The sequence below is a fragment of the Halopelagius fulvigenes genome (genome assembly GCF_042662625.1).
In the GTDB taxonomy this organism is placed as follows: Archaea; Halobacteriota; Halobacteria; order Halobacteriales; family Haloferacaceae; genus Halopelagius; species Halopelagius fulvigenes.
The window spans coordinates 942,900-959,492 of record NZ_JBHSXH010000015.1 but is presented as its reverse complement, the minus strand read 5'-3'; the positions used below and the strand labels follow the sequence as shown (position 1 = coordinate 959,492).

Below are 16,593 nucleotides of genomic sequence, written 5' to 3'. Positions count from 1 at the left end.
CCCACCGACTGCCGCCGCACCGCCCGATGCCGCCGGTTCAGGCTCCCTCGGATTTGCCCTCTGCGGTGGCGTCGGCGTCGTCTCCCCGAGGTTCGACGCGCGGACCACCCGACTCGTCGAACGGGAGGAAGTCGGGGCGGTCCCCCTCCTCCGCGCCGACCGCCCGGAGTCGGTTCCGGTACTCCTCGGCGCGGAACCGGTCCGAGAGGCGCGCGTTGGCGACGACGAGAAACAGGAAGAACCCGATGACGAGGAACACGCCCGCGACGAGGGGCGCGAAGATGGTGCTCACCGTCGGCAGCGAGGTTCCGAAGAGGCCGTTCACGGCGGGGAAGAACAGCCACACGGTCAGGAGGCCGACTCCCACGAGCATCTGCGCGCCGGCGACGACCTGTAACATCAGGTTGCCGAACTCGCCGCTCCCCTCCGTCACGTCCACCGGCCGGGGGAGCGTCACGTCCTCCGGCGGGTCGTCCACCTCGTAGTCCTCCATCGAGCAGAGCGCGACGGTCGGTTTCACGTCGCGGAGGACCGTCCCTCGGCCCTCGATGCTCCCGTCGGGGTAGACGACGGCGTACCCCTCGTCGGAGTACACCAGCAACTGGTCCTGACCGTCGCGTTCGACGCGTTCGAGGACGGCGAACACCTCTCGATAGGCGATTCGGCTCTTCAGTTCCCGCTCGACGCGGTCTAACAGCTCCTCGCCGGTTATCCACGTGTCCGGGTCGAACGCCGCCTCCCACTCGTCGAGGGACATCTTCGCCATGTCCTCGGGGCCGAAGTTATCGAAGTCGTACTTCTCCTCGACTTCCTCTCGCAACGCCCGCAGCGACTCCGCTTCGGAGTCCTCCGAGTCCGGAGGCTGGTCGTCACCCCGTCCGTCCTCGGCGTCACTCATTGCCCCACCTTCCGTCCCGAAGCCGCATAAGCACCCCGACGTTCCTCGGACGCGTCTCCGCGACGAGTAATGAGACGTATCGGTCGGAAGTACACGACTATCTGAACGTTTGGTTCCTAGATAGGGGTGTTCGGTTGTCACTACAGTAAGAACGGTGAACATACTCCGGGAGGACTCACAATTTGTTTATACTTCGTCACCCCTCTTGCACACGTTGTGAGCGATTCCACCCCGAGGAGGAATGAGGAGTCGATAGCCGACTCGCGTTCCGCTCCCGCCTCCCGCCTCGATTCGCTGTTCGACGTCCTCACCGACCAGCGTCGCCGGTTCGCCCTTCGCTGTCTCAGCGAGTACGACACCCCGATGACGCTGGCGGACCTCGCGGACGAAGTCGCCGTGCGGGAACAGGAACAGCCACTCACCGAGATTCCGGCGGAGGACGTGATGCAGGTGTATCTCTCGCTGTATCACGCGCACATCCCCAAGCTCGTCGACGTCGGGGTGGCGGAGTACTCCCAAGAGCAGGATCTGGTCTACTACGAGGAGTCTCACCGAATCGAGCGAATCCTCGACTCCCTCGCCGCGGACGAGTAGGAGTCGCTAGATTGAGGTGAGTCGAGCGCTCACGTTTTTCCTATGGACACCGGGCCGGACGCCGTCGAAGCGTTGGGGAACCTCGGTCTGACCGAGTACGAGGCGAGATGCTTCATCGCCCTCAACCGCGTTGAGCAAGCGACCGCGAAGGAGATAAGCCAGCTGTCGGACGTCCCTCGGTCTCGGGTGTACGACACCGTCGACAAACTCCACAAGCGCGGGTTGGTCGACGTCCAACAGTCGGACCCGCGGCAGTACCGGGCCGTCTCGAAGGAGCAAGCGTTCGAGAAACTGCGCTCGTCGTTCGACGAGAACGTCGAGGAGGCCGACGCGGCGTTGGAGGGGGTCGGGTCGGCTGAGACCCAAGAGCAGAAGGGCACGTGGTCGATTGCGGACGCGGAACACATCGAAGACCGAATCTTGACCCTCTTCGAGAACGCGGACGACCGGATTCACTATCTGGTCGCGGACGGATCGGTCGTCACCGAGACGATTCTGGAGGGACTGTCGGAGGCGGCCGACCGCGGAGTGACCGTCATCGCGGAAGTCCCCTCAGAGTCGCTCCGCGACCGAATCGAGGAACACGCCCCCGGTGCCGACGTTCGGGTGATCCCCGACCTCGTGGAGTCCAACACCGTCGTCGACAAGTGGCCGGGTCAGTTGGTGATGGGCGACCAGCAGTCGGTCCTCGCGAGCGGTCTCGAAACGGGGGACGGTCCGTGGAGCAAGCGGGAGACGGCGGTGTGGTCTCACGGCTACGACCACGGGTTCGCCGCGTGGATCCGGGAACTGCTCGACGACAGATTAACGGAGTCTTAATCGCTTCGGCGGGCGGGTAGGCGTTCCACGTCCGGTCGCGCGTCGCGGCGGAGTCGGGCCCTTTAGGACGGCCGGGGTTCAATCCCGTCTGATGGTATCCGAGACGGCCATCGCCACGGGCGCGGCCCTGATGGTCACCGCGAGTTTTCCCTTCTACATCTACGGCGCGTGGATAATGATAGACGCCGAGACGGTGACGTGGGGCGTCCTCACCTACCACCTGAAGTTCATCGTTCCGGGTCTCGTCCTCAACACGATTCCGGTCGTCGGGTGGATGATTCCGCGGTTGTTCAACCAGTTCGGGGGACTCGCCGCCCTGCACGCGGTTCTCGGCCTGCAGGCGTACGCGCTACTGGTGTTCGCACTCACCGGTATCGTCCGCATCCTGCAGGTCAAACGCGAGGCGGACCTGTACGACAACCCCGACCAGGACGTCGACTTAGACGACCTCCACGAGAACATGGGCGCGTGGCGTGGCCGCCTCCGAATCGGCGTGTTCGGGTACGTCCTCTTCTGGATATTCGCGTGGGTACTCGGCATCTACCGGTACGTCACGGGATACATCGTCTGACTCAGTCCCACGTCTCGCCGCTCGCGAGGTCCACGTCGTGGTCGAGTTTCGAGGAGGGACAGATCTCTTCGAGGACGCAGTCGGCGCAGTCGGGGTTGCGCGCGGTGCAGGTGGCCCGGCCGTGACTGATGAACAGGTGCGTCAGCTGTTGCCAGTCCTCCTCGGGGACGACCGGCATGAGGTCCGTCTCTATCTTCTTGGGCGTCTCCTCCTCGGTGATGCCGAGTCGGCGCGAGAGGCGTTGGACGTGGGTGTCGACGACGATGCCCTCGACCACGTCGTAGCCGTGTTGGAGGACGACGTTCGCCGTCTTCCGACCGACGCCCTTCAGATCGGTGAGTTCGTCCATCGTGTCGGGCACCTCGCCGCCGTGTTCGTCTCGTATCGTCCGCGCCGAACTGACGACGTAGTCGGCCTTGCTGTTGTGGTACGTGACGGAGCCGAGTATCTCGGAGAGTTCGTCCACGTCGGCCTCCGCGTAGTCGTCCACCGTCTCGTACCGGTCGAAGAGTTCCTCGGTCGCCTGATTCACCCGTTCGTCGGTGCACTGCGCCGACAGCATCACCGCGATGAGCAGTTCGAGTCGGTTCGAGAAGTTCAGCGAGATGGTGGAGTCGGGGTACTCCTCGTACAGACGGTCGAGTACCTCGCGTACCTGTTCCTCCCGAGAGTCGAGGCGCGTGCCCATATCCGCCAGTGGGACGGGGCGGTGTTGAGTGGTTCGGGTTCGGACGCGAAGAACTAACGTCACCGCGCGCGGAGGCGAACGTATGGCAGAGAGCGACGCAGAGACGGGGCGGTTCGGGTCGCAAGCGTGGCGCGCGGGCGCGGGGACGGGCGTCGGCTATCTCCTCGTCCTCGCCGCGATGTTTCTCGCCCTGTTCGTCGTGCCGTACCTGTTGTTCAGCGCGCTGTAGCGGCCGCTCGGCGGTCGAAAAACGGAGAAGGTCGGTCGGCTGTGCGGTTACGCGAACGCTCGGGAGACGGCGTCTTCCTCGTTGGCCTCGGCCTGAATCTTCTCCCACGCCTCCACGAAGTCGGTCATGTATATCTCCGTGCGGTCGTCGCGGATGGCGAACATCCCGGCCTCGGTGCAGACGGCTTTGATGTCGGCGCCGGAGGCGTCGGAGGCCATCTCGGCGAGGGCCTCGAAGTCCACGTCGTCGGCGACGTTCATGTTGCGCGTGTGGATTCTGAAGATGATGGAGCGACCCTCCTCGTTCGGCTTGGGCACCTCGATGAGGCGGTCGAACCGACCGGGGCGGAGAATCGCGGGGTCGAGCATGTCGAAGCGGTTCGTCGCCGCGATGATGCGAATCTCGCCGCGTTCGTCGAAGCCGTCCATCTCAGAGAGCAACTGCATCATCGTGCGCTGAACCTCGGCGTCGCCGGACGTCTTCGAGTCCGTCCGCTTCGAGGCGATGGCGTCTATCTCGTCGATGAAGATGACGGCGGGTTCGTTCTCGCGGGCCACCTCGAAGAGGTCCCGGACGAGCTTCGCACCCTCGCCGATGAACTTGTGCACGAGCTCCGACCCGGCCATCTTGATGAACGACGCGTCGGTCTGGTTCGCGACGGCCTTCGCCAGCATCGTCTTCCCGGTGCCCGGCGGGCCGTAGAGGAGAACGCCGGACGGCGGGTCGATGCCGACCTGCTCGAACATCTCGGGGCGTTCGAGGGGCATCTCGACCGTCTCGCGGACTTCCTGCATCTGCTCTTCGAGGCCGCCGATGTCCTCGTAACTGACATCGGGGCTGTGTTCGACTTGCATAACTCGCGCCCGAACGTCGGTTTCGTTGTCCAGACGCTTGACGATAGAGAGGGAGTTGTTGACCGCGACGCGCGAGTCCGGTTCGAGTTCGTCGCGCATCTCGTCGGTAACTTCCGTGACCGCCTCCTGGTTGTTGCCGTGTTGCTTGATGATGACGCCCTCGTCCGTTATCTCTTGGACGGTGGCGACGAACAGCGGCGACTGCTTGAGTTTCTTGTTCTCGTGCGTGAGGCGTTCGAGTTTCTGCTGGAACTTGTTGTTTTCCGCGTTGGCGTCCAGCAACTTGTCCCGCATCTCTTCGTTCTGAGATTCGAGAATTTCGAGGCGCTCTTGGAGAGCCTTAATTTTCTCCTGCTGCGACGTCGTCTCCTCATCGTACGGAAGTTCGACGTCGTCCACAGTATCGGTCATCACCAGCCGTAGGGGACGGGTTCATAAGAGGCTTCGGGTAGCCCTAACCCTCTCGCCGGGACGAACGTCGTTTCAGCCATTTCGTTCGCGCTAGCGTTCAATCGTTTAATATTCGCTTAGGTAATATTTCTATACAGCAAATATTATTAGGCTACATCTCCGAGTGAGATGCAGAATGAGCACCACCGAGGCAGTCGCCGCAGAGGAAGGGACCTCCGACCGATGGGAGCCGATACGGGAGATGCCCCCAAGCGCGAAACTCGTGGCGAAGGTCCTCGACTACAACGACACCATGACGCAGAGCCAACTCGCCGAGGAGACGCTTCTGCCGCCGCGGACTGTCCGGTACGCCCTCTCCCGACTGGAGGACGCCGACGCCGTCGACTCCCGGTTCTCCTTCTCCGACGCGCGAAAGCGTCTCTACACGCTGAACATTTAAGTCAGATAACGGGGTCATTCGCCCCGTGACGCAGACGCCACCACGCCAGACGACGGCCGACGTATCTGACTTCGACGCCGTCGCGTCCGACTCCGCCGCGGCCGCATCCGACCCGAACGAGGGGGTTCGGGACGCCCTCCGCGAACTCGCCGAGGGGACCGCACCTCGGAGGGGGGCGTCGTACGAGGCGACCATCGACGACGCGGTAGCGCGCTTGCCGTGCGCGCGCGACGCCGCGGCGTTCGTCGCCGAGGGGAACGTCGATGCCCTCGCGCGCGCCGTTGGGGAACGCCCGCGCCGCGGGCGACGAGGCGGCGGTCGAACGCGGCCGTCGCGCACTCGCCGTCCTCCGGCGACTCCGGGCGGCGGCCGAAACCGACGCCGAGGGTGGGGACGCCGACCAGTTTCGCTCTGGTCGCGGAACGGTTTTACCGGGCGCTGGCCAACCTCGGGACAGATGACACGGGTGATACACACCGGCGACACCCACATCGGGTACCAGCAGTACCACTCGCCGGAACGCCGCCGCGACTTTCTCGACGCCTTCGAGCAAGTGGTCGAAGACGCCGTCTCGGAGGGCGTGGACGCCGTCGTCCACGCGGGCGACCTGTTCCACGACAGGCGGCCCGAACTCCGCGACTTGCTCGGGACGCTCTCCGCTCTCCGCCGCCTCGACGAGGCGGACGTACCGTTCTTGGCCATCGTCGGCAACCACGAATCGACGCGGGGCGGACAGTGGTTGGACCTCTTCGAGAACCTCGGACTCGCGGAACGACTCGGGCGCGAACCCAGAGTGGTCGGCGACACCGCCTTCTACGGACTCGACCACGTGCCGGAGTCGCGCCGCGACGACCTGACGTACGACTTCGAACCGCACGACGCCGCCCACACCGTCCTCGTCGCGCACGGACTGTTCACCCCCTTCGCGCACGCGAACTGGGAGACGGAGACGGTCCTCTCGGAGTCGAACGTCTCGTTCGACGCCGTCTTGCTGGGCGACAACCACGCGCCGGGCGTCGAGGAGGTGCGGGACACGTGGGTCACCTACTGCGGGTCGACGGAACGGGCGAGCACCAGCGAGGAACCCGGACGCGGGTACAACATCGTCGCCCTCGACGGCGAGGTAGACATCCGCCGGAAGTCGCTCAACACCCGGCCGTTTCGGTTCGTCTCGGTCGAACTCAAGGAGGGCGAGGGCGTCGAACGCGTCCGCGAACAGGTCCGCCAATACGACCTGACGGACGCCGTCGTCGTCGTCGAGGTGACGGGCGAGGGCGAACCGGTGACGCCCGCCTCGATAGAGGAGTTCGCCGCCGAACGCGGCGCGCTAATCGCCCGCGTGACCGACCGCCGCGAACTGGAGACCGACTCGTCGCTGGACGTCTCCTTCGCCGATCCCGACGACGCGGTGCGAGAGCGAGTGTCCGACCTCGGCCTCTCGACGGCCGCCCTCGACGTGGACGAGACGATTCGCGCGAGCAAGACGCCCGACTCGAAGGTCCGCGAGGAGGTCCGGTCGCGCGTCGCCGCCCTCGCGGACGAGGGGGACCTGTCGGCGTTCGAGGCGGCCGAGGCGGCCGAGACGGACGCGGACGCCGGCGAGGATTCGGAGACGGACGCGGCAGATTCGACCGAGGGAGACGGAACCGCGGACGCCGCCTCCGCCGAGGAGACGCCGTCGCCGCCGGACGAGACGGCCGTCGAGGCGGTGGCCGCCGCCGAGAACGGACGCGCGGCGGCGGCCGACGCGGAAGCAGGTGCGGACGCCGAACCCGACGCCGACGCGACGGCGGACGGTGACGCGGACGCGAACCCGGATGCGGAGACGAATGCGGATCCGAACCCGGAGGCGGACGAGAACGCGGATCCGAACCCGGATGCGGAGACGGAACGGGACGCGCAGGCGAACGGGCAGTTCACGATGGAGGACTTCTAGATGCGCTTCGACCGAATCAAACTCCGGAACTTCAAGCCGTACGACGACACCGACCTCCAGCTTTCGGACGGCGTCACGGTCATCCACGGGTTGAACGGGAGCGGGAAGTCCTCCCTTCTGGAGGCGTGTTTCTTCGCCCTCTACGGCGCGCACGCCCTCGACGAGAACCTCGGCGACGTGATGACGACCGGCGAGGACGAGACGGAGATAGAGCTGTGGTTCACCCACGACGGCGAGGAGTACCACGTCGAACGCCGCCTGCGCCGGTCCGGCGACCGGGTGCAGACGGCGACCTGCACGCTCGACGGCCCCGGCGTCGAGGTGGACGGCGCGCGCGACGTGCGTTCGTTCGTCGCCTCCCTCCTCCGGATGGACGCGGAGGCGTTCGTCAACTGCGCGTACGTCCGGCAGGGCGAGGTGAACAAACTCATCAACGCGACGCCGGCCCAACGGCAGGACATGATAGACGACCTCCTCCAACTCGGGAAACTGGAGGAGTACCGCGAACGCGCCGGGCAGGCGCGCCTCGGCATCGAGGACGTCCTCGGCGAGAAGCGCGGCGCGCTATCGAAACTCGACTCCCAGATCGAGGCCAAGGAGGAGGCCGGACTCCACGACCGACTGAACGAGTTGGAGACGGACCTCTCGGAGGTCGAGTCCGAAATCGAACGCTTCGAGGGGAACCGCGAACGCGCCCGCGAGACGTACGAGGAGAACGACCGAATCCTCTCGGAGTACGAGGAACGGCGCGAGAAGCTCGACGCCCTCGAATCGGACATCGAGGACCTTCGGGAGTCCATCGCGGCCGACGAGCGAACCCGCGAGGACCTGCGCGAGGACGTGCGGGACGCCGGCGAGCGAATCGAGACGCTGGAGTCGACGCTGGAAGAACGACGCGAGGCCGAGGGACTGGCGTCCGTCGAGGAGGAGGCGGTCGAATCCCGCCGCGACGACTTGCGCGCGCGCGAAGACGAGATACGCGAGGAGCTGACCGACGCGCGGAAGCGGGAGACGATGCTCTCGAATCAGGCCGAGAAACTCGCGGAACGCGCGGAGGAGTTCGAGTCGCGCGCCGCGGAGAAGCGAAGTCGGGCCGAGGAACTCGACGCCGAGGCCGAGGAGGCGAGCGCCGAGCTCGAAACGCGGGAGTCGAACCTCGACGAGTTGGAGTCAGAACTCGACGACCTGACGGCCCGGTTCGACGACGCCCCCGCCTCGGTCGGCGAGGCGGCGGATCACAAAGAGTCGATTCTGGAGGAACTCGACGCGGTGCGCGACGACGTCGCCGACGCGAAGGCGGAACTGGAGTCGGTCCGCGAACGACTCGCCGACGCCGAGGAACTGCTGGACGCCGGGAAGTGCCCCGAGTGCGGCCAACCGGTCGAGGACTCCCCGCACGTGGACTCCGTCGAGGAGTACGAGGCGCGCATCGAGGAACTGAAGTCGGAACTCGACTCCTCCCGCGAGCGCAGGGAGTTGCTCCGGGAACGGTTCGAGGCGGCCGAACGCCTCGTGGAGACGGAAAACCGCATCGAGGAGCTCCGTCGTAACCGGAGCCTGTTCGAGGAACGCATCGCCGACGCGCGCGAGAAGGTGGAGTCAAAGCGCGAGGAGGCCGAGTCCAACCGCGAACGCGCCGAAGAGCTCGACGCGGAGGCCGAAGAGAAACGCGAGGCGGCCGAGACGCAGGCGGAGGCCGCCGCGGAGGTCGGAGAGACGGTGTCCGACCTCGAATCCGACCTGGAGGAACTCGACGCCGAACGGGAGCGACTCGACGCGATAGACGACCTTCGGGAGCGACGCTCCGACGCCGAGGAGCGCGTCGAACGCCTCCGGGAACGCCGCGAGGACATCGCCGACCGGAACGACGAACGCCGGGAGTTCCTCGCCGAGAAGCGAGAACGGCGGCGCGAACTCGCGGAGAAGGTAGACGAGGAGAAGGTGGCGGAAGCCGAGCAGAAACGGGACGACGCCGAGGAGTATCTGGAGAAAGTCGAGGTGAAGCTGGAGGAACTTCGCGAGGAACGCGACGGCCTGCAGAACGATATCGGCGGCGTTAAGGGCGAACTGAAGCAGTTGGAAGCGCTGCGCGAGGACCGCGCGGAGCTCGCCGAACGCGTCGACGCGCTCGAATCGCTCCGCGAGGAGACCGAGGAGTTAGAGGCGATGTACGGCGACCTGCGGGCGGAACTCCGCCGCCGGAACGTCGAGAGCCTCGAACGCATGCTGAACGAGACGTTCGACCTCGTCTACGGTAACGACGCCTACTCTCGAATCCGCCTCGACGGCGAGTACGAGCTCACCGTGTTCCAGAAGGACGGCACCGCGCTCGACCCCGAACAGCTGTCCGGCGGCGAACGCGCCCTGTTCAACCTCTCGCTGCGATGCGCCATCTACCGACTGCTCGCCGAGGGTATCGAGGGGGCCGCCCCGATGCCGCCGCTCATCCTCGACGAACCGACGGTGTTCCTCGACTCGGGGCACGTCTCGCGCCTCGTGGACCTCGTCGCGGAGATGCGCGGACTGGGCGTCCGCCAGATAATCATCGTCAGCCACGACGACGAACTCGTCGGGGCCGCCGACGAACTCGTCACCGTCGAGAAGAACCCGACGACGAACCGGTCGTCCGTCCGCCACGAGGACGCCGCCGACCTCGCGGCCGCCGCGTCACTCGCCGACGACTGAGCGGCGGGTGTCGCGCCGCCTCCGGAACCGCTACTCTTCCCTCTCGGCTTCGGTCGTCTTTGCCTCGGTCGTCTCGCCGTCGAACCGCCGCCGCCCGCCGTCGTCGTCGGTCGATTCGGGGTCGTCCGCCGCCGCCCGGAGGCGAGAGACGGCGTCGCGCGTCGTCTCCGTCGCGTCGTACCCGCGTTCGCCGTGGACGCGCGTCTCCGTGAGGAGGCCGGCGGCGCGGAACTCCCCGAGGAGGCCGTGGAGGTCGGACTCGCACAGGTCGTAGGCGTCGAGGAGTTCCGCGACCGAGAGCGGACCCCGGTCGGCGAGTTCCACGAGGAGTCCGAGCGAGCGGTCGTCGTGCGTCGCGGTCAGGACCCGCCGGACCGAGTCGGGAACCGCGTCGGCGGCGGTGACGAGGGGGGATACGCCCTCGAACGTGAGTTCGTCGTTCGAGCGGTACCGCTCCTCGCCCGTCTCGGGGTCCCGAATGCGACTCGATTCGCCGGACCGCTTCACGAGGAGGTAGCGCTTCCCGGCGTCGTCACGAACCGTCTGCATGGTCGAACGGAGGAGCGACCCGCGGAAAGAGATTCCGCCTGATAGTCGTCGTTCGTTCGTTGGAGGCGACGTTCCGTCCGCTTCATGTCGGCGGCGTCGGCCGCGTCCGAACCTGCGCGGGTGGCGTCGGGAGTCCTCGGAGAGAGTGCGAAAGCGTCGAAAGAACGAGTCCGGCGGAGTCGCGAACCCGAGAGCGAGTGCGACTCCGTCCGCGAGTCTACAGACAGTCTTCCAGTTCGTACGTCTGCGACGTTTCGACCCACGCGAGCGGATTTTGGGGGTCGTAGAAGACCACCCCGCCGTCCACCTCGTAGGACTCGACGGCGTCGAGTCCGTTCGTCTCGCTGGGCCGCGATGCGGCGGCCTGCGACCGATTCGTCCGCTCGGAATCTGCGTGGTCGGCCATCGTTCTAGCCCATGGTATGTCATAGCACGGTATATGTTTTGCGTCTAGACCCCTCGCCGGTTGGAATCGCAGATTCCGACGACTTGCGGCGTCTCGCCCGGCGCACCGAGAATTAGGATCTTTGGCCCCGTTCGCCCGGGCGCGCGTCGCCGCGTTCCTCGGGCGACTCCGACGCGGCGTCCGGCGAAAAGCCGAGGTTTTTAGCCCGTTACGTCGAAGGAACGCGCATGAAACAGGCAGGGCTCACGGACGACTTCGGCGGGGGTGGAACCGTCGCCGACGACGGCGACGCGCGCCCCGACGAGGAGGCCGCGTGGGTCGCGGGCGAGACGGGCCAACACGTCTCGGAGGTCATCGATGCGGAGGACATCAAGTTCCCCGACGCCGACGGCACGGTCGAACTCGCGGTCACGCAGGTCGATTACACCGTCGAAGGGTCCGGTCGCACCGAGTACCCCGTGGTCCACGTCTTCGGCCGCACGCCGGAGAACGAGACCAAGCACGTCCGAGTACTCGGCTTCGAACCGTACTTCTACGCGCCCACGGAGACGCTCTCCGACGACAAACTCGACAAGAGCGTCATCACGCGCACCGAGGAGGGGTACGAGAGCATCCGCGGCGAGGAACTGACGAAAATCTGCACTCGGACGCCCCGCGACGTGGGGCAGATCCGCGACGAATTCGAGCACTTCGAGGCGGACATCCTCTTCCCGAACCGCCTCCTCATCGACAAGGACATCAGAAGCGGCGTCCGCGTCCCCGCGCGGGAACTCGACGACGGGACGATCCAGATCCCGCACGATGAGATAGAACCCGCGGACGTCGACGCCGACCTGCGGGTGAACACGTTCGACATCGAGGTGGACGACCGCTCGGGGTTCCCCGAGGAGGGCGAGGAACCCATCGTCTGTCTCACCTCCCACGACTCCTACCGCGACGAGTACATCGCGTGGTTGTACAACGCGCCGGAGGCGGGCGACGGCGTTGAGTCCCCGGCGGGTCTCGGCGACTACGAACCCCTCCAGTCCGACACTGACGTGGAGATTCGCGCGTACGACCGCGAGGACGAGATGCTCCACGAGTTCGTCTCCTACATCGAGGAGACGGACCCCGACGTGCTAACGGGGTGGAACTTCGAGGACTTCGACATGCCGTACTTCCTCGACCGGATGGAGGTCGTAGACCCCACCTCCGAGTACGACCTCGATCCGGACCGACTCTCCCGCCTCGGCGAGGTGTGGCGAAGCGGATGGGGCGGCCCGGACGTGAAAGGTCGCGTCGTCTTCGACCTGCTGTACGCCTACAAGCGCACGCAGTTCACCGAACTGGAGTCGTACCGCTTGGACGCGGTGGGCGAACTCGAACTCGACGTGGGCAAAGAGCGGTACTCCGGCAGCATCGGCGACCTCTGGGAACAGGACCCCCAAAGGCTGTTGGAGTACAACGTCCGCGACGTGGAACTCTGCGTCGAGATAGACCGCAAACAGGACATCGTCGCCTTCTGGGACGAGGTGCGGACGTTCGTCGGCTGTAAACTCGAAGACGCGCCGACGCCGGGCGACACCGTGGACATCTACGTCCTGCACAAGGTCCACGGCGAGTTCGCCCTGCCGTCGAAGGGTCAACAGGAGTCCGAGGACTACGAGGGCGGGGCCGTCTTCGACCCCATCACGGGCGTCAAGGAGAACGTCACCGTCCTCGACCTGAAGTCGCTGTACCCGATGTGCATGGTGACCATCAACGCGTCGCCGGAGACGAAGGTGGACCCCGAGGCGTACGACGGGGAGACGTTCCGCGCGCCGAACGGGACGCACTTCCGGAAGGAACCCGACGGCATCATCCGGGAGATGGTGGACGAACTCCTCGCGGAACGCGAGGAGAAGAAGCGCCGCCGCAACGACCACGACCCGGACTCCTCGGCGTACGAGCAGTTCGACCGCCAACAGGCCGCGGTGAAGGTCATCATGAACTCGCTGTACGGCGTCCTCGGGTGGGACCGCTTCCGCCTGTACGACAAGGAGATGGGCGCGGCGGTGACCGCCACCGGACGCGAGGTCATCAACTTCACCGACGCGAAGGCCGACGAGATGGGCCACGAAGTCGCCTACGGCGACACCGACTCCGTGATGCTCGAACTCGGCCCGGACGTCTCCAAGGAGGAGGCGATAGAGCAGTCCTTCGAGATAGAAGAGCGGATCAACGACGCCTACGACGACTTCGCCAGCGAGGAACTCGGCGCGGAGGAGCACCGCTTCCAGATCGAGTTCGAGAAGCTCTACCGGCGGTTCTTCCAAGCGGGCAAGAAGAAGCGCTACGCCGGCCACATCGTCTGGAAGGAGGGCAAGGACGTAGACGACATCGACATCACCGGCTTCGAGTACAAGCGCTCGGACATCGCGCCCATCACGAAGGAGGTCCAAAAGCGGGTCATCGAGATGATCGTGTACGGCGAGGACAACGACGTCATCAAAGACTACGTCCACGACGTCATCGAGGACTTCCAGAAGGGGAACTTACCGCTGGACGAGGTGGGAATCCCCGGCGGCATCGGGAAACGCCTCGAAGCGTACGACACCGCGACGGCGCAGGTTCGCGGCGCGCAGTACGCGAATCTGCTCCTCGGGACGAACTTCGACCGCGGGTCGAAGCCGAAGCGTCTCTACCTGCGGAAGGTCCACCCCTCCTTCTTCCGAGAGATGGAGTCCGACGGGAGGTTCGACCCGCAGTCGGACGACCTGTACAAGGAGTTCAAACGCGACCCCGACGTCATCTGCTTCGAGTACGAAGACCAGGTCCCCGAGGAGTTCGAGGTGGACTGGGACAAGATGCTCGACAAGACGCTGAAGGGTCCCATCGCGCGCATCATCGAGGCACTCGGGATGTCGTGGGACGAAGTGAAGTCCGGCCAACAGCAGACCGGCCTCGGGAGCTTCACGTAACCGCGCCCGACGCCCGAAATCGCCGTCGAGGGACATTCTGTTCGGTCCACCGAAACCCGGACGAACGTCTCCGTCTCCGCGTTCCCTTTCCCGAAAAGAAAATTAATTTTCTCTCGGACAAAGCGTCTGCTGTGAATCCGTAAGCATTATGGGTCGCACTAGCCCACGTTTCAGTACGAGGCAACGAGACAACAATGGCTACACTGGAAATCAAGAACCTCCACGCGCGCGTCGCGGAGGAGGACGGCGAGCAAATCCTTCGTGGTGTCGACCTGGAAGTCAAGTCGGGCGAGATTCACGCGCTCATGGGCCCCAACGGGTCCGGGAAGTCGACGACCGCGAAGATCATCGCGGGTCACCCGGCCTACGAGGTGACCGAGGGCGAGATTCTTCTCCATCTCAGCGAAGACGAGTTCGGCGAGGACTTCGACATCCCCGAGGACAAACTGACGTGGAGTCTCCTCGAACTGGAACCGAACGAGCGCGCGGCGCTCGGTATCTTCCTCGGCTTCCAGTACCCCGCAGAAATCGAAGGCGTCACGATGACGAACTTCCTGCGGACGGCCCTCAACGCGAAGATCGAAGAACGCGAGGAGCTGTTCGAGGACGAAGACGAGGCCGAGGCGGACGAGGAAGAAGAGGAGTCGGGCTACGAGACGTCCCCGATGGAAGGCCCCGCGGACGAGGGCGAAGTCGGCGTCGCGGAGTTCCAGCAGATCCTGAAAGAGAAGATGGAACTGCTCGACATGGACGAGAAGTTCATGCAGCGGTACCTCAACGCCGGCTTCTCCGGCGGTGAGAAGAAGCAGAACGAGGTGCTTCAGGCCGCCATCCTCGAACCGTCGCTCGCGGTCCTCGACGAGATCGACTCCGGTCTCGACATCGACCGCCTGCAGGACGTCTCGAAGGGCATCAACGCCCTCCGCGACGAGCAGGGGACGGGCATCCTCCAGATCACCCACTACCAGCGCATCCTCGACTACGTCGAACCCGACCACGTCCACATCATGCTGGACGGCGAAATCGCGAAATCCGGCGGCGCTGACCTCGCAGAGCAACTCGAAGACGAGGGGTACGACTGGGTTCGCGAGGAAGTGTACGGGACAGCCTGATAAGGCCAGACACCAAGGTACTACTAAGAAAATGAGTTCCGATCAAGACCACCTCAAAGAGACAGACACCGAGGCTCGTTTCGAGTTCAAGAAGGAGCAGAGCTCCTCCTTCCAAGCCGAAAAGGGTCTCACGGAGGAGACCATCCGGGTCATCTCCGAGGACAAAGACGAACCCGAGTGGATGCTCCAGCGACGCCTCCGCGCGCTGAAGCACTTCCAGGAGATGCCGATGCCGACGGACTGGCCCGGCCAGCCTGACCTCTCGGAAGTAGACGTCAACGAGATCATCCCGTACATCCGACCGGACGTCGAGACGCGCGGAAGCGTCGACGACTGGACGGAGCTGCCGGACGAGATCAAGGACACGTTCGACAAACTGGGCATTCCGGAAGCCGAGAAGAACGCCCTCTCGGGCGTCGGCGCTCAGTACGAGTCCGAAGTCGTCTACCAGAACATGCAGGAGCGCTGGCAGGACAAGGGCGTCATCTTCATGAACATGGACCAAGCGGTCCAGGAGCACGAAGACATCGTCAAGGAGTACTTCATGACGAAGTGCGTCCCGCCGAGCGACAACAAGTTCGCCGCGCTCCACGGCGCCATCTGGTCCGGCGGGTCGTTCGTCTACGTCCCCGAGGACACCACGGTCGACATGCCGGTTCAGGCGTACTTCCGCATGAACTCCGAGGGGATGGGCCAGTTCGAGCACACCCTCATCGTCGCCGAGAAGGGCTCGGAGGTCCACTACATCGAAGGTTGTTCCGCCCCGAAGTACTCGGCGTTCAACCTCCACTCCGGCGGCGTCGAAGTGTTCGTCGGCGAGGACGCTCACGTCCAGTACTCGACCGTGCAGAACTGGTCGAAGAACACGTACAACCTGAACACGAAGCGCGCCATCGTCGAGAAGAACGGCCGCATGGAGTGGATTTCGGGCTCGATGGGCTCGAAGGCCACCATGCTCTACCCCGCGACGATACTGAAGGGTCGCGGCGCTTCGGACAACCACATCACCATCGCCTTCGCGGGCGAGGGCCAGAACATCGACACCGGCGCGAAGGTGTACCACAACGCCCCCGAGACGAAGTCGACCATCGAGTCGAAGTCCATCTCGAAGGACGGCGGCCGCACGAACTACCGCGGCCTCGTCCACATCTCCGAGGGCGCGCGCAACTCCTCGACCGCGGTGGAGTGCGACGCGCTGATGTTCGACAACGAGTCCACCTCGGACACGATGCCGTACATGGAGATCAACGAGAGTCAGGTGGACGTCGCCCACGAGGCGACCGTCGGCAAGATCGGCGACGAGGACGTGTTCTACCTCCAGTCGCGCGGTCTGGACGACGACGACGCGAAGCAGATGATCGTCTCGGGCTTCATCGAGCCCATCACGGAGGAACTGCCCATCGAGTACGCGGTCGAACTCAACCGCTTGGTCGAACTGGAGATGGAGGGTAGTCTCGGATAAT

General features: G+C 65.0%; 16 protein-coding genes and 1 pseudogene. 12 read left to right on the top strand and 5 right to left on the bottom strand.

Translation table 11 applies throughout. The annotated features are described in order from the left end of the window. Positions 1 to 37 precede the first annotated feature (37 nt). Positions 38 to 898: a DUF7319 domain-containing protein gene (locus ACFQEV_RS15035; RefSeq protein WP_379697678.1), complete on the bottom strand. Its 861-nt coding sequence runs from the start codon at positions 896 to 898 to the stop codon at positions 38 to 40. A 216-nt stretch (positions 899 to 1,114) separates the two neighbouring features. On the opposite strand from ACFQEV_RS15035, the gene ACFQEV_RS15030 reads away from it, so the two are divergent. The 3 genes from ACFQEV_RS15030 to ACFQEV_RS15020 all read left to right on the top strand — a co-directional run bounded on the left by ACFQEV_RS15030 (position 1,115) and on the right by ACFQEV_RS15020 (position 2,882). After that, complete coding sequence (locus ACFQEV_RS15030; RefSeq protein ID WP_379697675.1) at positions 1,115 to 1,492, top strand: DUF7344 domain-containing protein; 378 nt, start codon at positions 1,115 to 1,117, stop codon at positions 1,490 to 1,492. 42 nt (positions 1,493 to 1,534) lie between these two features. Then, positions 1,535 to 2,311 carry a TrmB family transcriptional regulator gene (locus ACFQEV_RS15025; protein ID WP_379697673.1) on the top strand — a complete coding sequence of 259 codons (777 nt, stop codon included), beginning with the start codon at positions 1,535 to 1,537 and terminating at the stop codon, positions 2,309 to 2,311. Positions 2,312 to 2,402: 91 nt separating this feature from the next. After that, a complete protein-coding gene (locus ACFQEV_RS15020) occupies positions 2,403 to 2,882 on the top strand; it encodes a DUF7321 family protein (protein ID WP_379697670.1) in 480 nt (159 codons plus the stop codon). Position 2,883: 1 nt separating this feature from the next. Here the strand turns inward: ACFQEV_RS15020 and nth are convergent, their stop codons facing one another. Further along, positions 2,884 to 3,570 (bottom strand): endonuclease III, encoded by a 687-nt coding sequence (nth, locus tag ACFQEV_RS15015; RefSeq protein ID WP_379697668.1) that lies wholly within the window; start codon positions 3,568 to 3,570, stop codon positions 2,884 to 2,886. An 82-nt stretch (positions 3,571 to 3,652) separates the two neighbouring features. On the opposite strand from nth, the gene ACFQEV_RS15010 reads away from it, so the two are divergent. Continuing rightward, positions 3,653 to 3,799, top strand: coding sequence for a hypothetical protein (locus ACFQEV_RS15010; protein WP_379697665.1), 147 nt, complete (start codon positions 3,653 to 3,655; stop codon positions 3,797 to 3,799). 47 nt (positions 3,800 to 3,846) lie between these two features. Here the strand turns inward: ACFQEV_RS15010 and pan1 are convergent, their stop codons facing one another. Then, positions 3,847 to 5,064 (bottom strand): proteasome-activating nucleotidase Pan1, encoded by a 1,218-nt coding sequence (pan1, locus tag ACFQEV_RS15005; RefSeq protein WP_379697663.1) that lies wholly within the window; start codon positions 5,062 to 5,064, stop codon positions 3,847 to 3,849. A 175-nt stretch (positions 5,065 to 5,239) separates the two neighbouring features. Between pan1 and ACFQEV_RS15000 the strand changes: the two genes are divergently transcribed. The 5 genes and pseudogenes from ACFQEV_RS15000 to rad50 all read left to right on the top strand — a co-directional run bounded on the left by ACFQEV_RS15000 (position 5,240) and on the right by rad50 (position 10,124). Further along, entirely contained in the window at positions 5,240 to 5,503 is a 264-nt protein-coding gene (locus tag ACFQEV_RS15000; protein WP_379697660.1) for a MarR family transcriptional regulator, read from the top strand. 25 nt (positions 5,504 to 5,528) lie between these two features. Next, positions 5,529 to 5,750, top strand: a pseudogene (locus ACFQEV_RS19935) (DUF7966 family protein); the annotation flags it as partial. Between the two features lie 16 nt (positions 5,751 to 5,766). Then, positions 5,767 to 5,964: a hypothetical protein gene (locus tag ACFQEV_RS14995; RefSeq protein WP_379697657.1), complete on the top strand. Its 198-nt coding sequence runs from the start codon at positions 5,767 to 5,769 to the stop codon at positions 5,962 to 5,964. Next, a complete protein-coding gene (mre11, locus tag ACFQEV_RS14990) occupies positions 5,961 to 7,439 on the top strand; it encodes a DNA double-strand break repair protein Mre11 (RefSeq protein ID WP_379697654.1) in 1,479 nt (492 codons plus the stop codon). Before ACFQEV_RS14995 ends, mre11 begins: the two co-directional genes overlap by 4 nt. After that, positions 7,440 to 10,124: a DNA double-strand break repair ATPase Rad50 gene (gene rad50 / locus ACFQEV_RS14985; protein ID WP_379697651.1), complete on the top strand. Its 2,685-nt coding sequence runs from the start codon at positions 7,440 to 7,442 to the stop codon at positions 10,122 to 10,124. 30 nt (positions 10,125 to 10,154) lie between these two features. Here the strand turns inward: rad50 and ACFQEV_RS14980 are convergent, their stop codons facing one another. Continuing rightward, a complete protein-coding gene (locus tag ACFQEV_RS14980; RefSeq protein ID WP_379697648.1) occupies positions 10,155 to 10,673 on the bottom strand; it encodes a DUF7346 family protein in 519 nt (172 codons plus the stop codon). Positions 10,674 to 10,890: 217 nt separating this feature from the next. Further along, the gene (locus ACFQEV_RS14975) at positions 10,891 to 11,079 is read right to left on the bottom strand and encodes a DUF7331 family protein (RefSeq protein ID WP_379697645.1); all 189 of its coding nucleotides are present in this window, start codon (positions 11,077 to 11,079) and stop codon (positions 10,891 to 10,893) included. A gap of 227 nt (positions 11,080 to 11,306) precedes the next feature. Here ACFQEV_RS14975 and ACFQEV_RS14970 point away from each other — a divergent pair, with 227 nt between their 5' ends. The 3 genes from ACFQEV_RS14970 (at position 11,307) to sufB (ending at position 16,592) form a co-directional block, all read left to right on the top strand. Beyond that, positions 11,307 to 14,018 (top strand): DNA-directed DNA polymerase, encoded by a 2,712-nt coding sequence (locus tag ACFQEV_RS14970; protein WP_379697642.1) that lies wholly within the window; start codon positions 11,307 to 11,309, stop codon positions 14,016 to 14,018. A 194-nt stretch (positions 14,019 to 14,212) separates the two neighbouring features. Next, entirely contained in the window at positions 14,213 to 15,130 is a 918-nt protein-coding gene (locus ACFQEV_RS14965; protein WP_379697639.1) for an ABC transporter ATP-binding protein, read from the top strand. A gap of 31 nt (positions 15,131 to 15,161) precedes the next feature. Continuing rightward, on the top strand, positions 15,162 to 16,592 hold the full coding sequence (sufB, locus tag ACFQEV_RS14960) for a Fe-S cluster assembly protein SufB (RefSeq protein ID WP_379697637.1): 1,431 nt from the start codon (positions 15,162 to 15,164) through the stop codon (positions 16,590 to 16,592). Position 16,593: the final 1 nt, after the last annotated feature.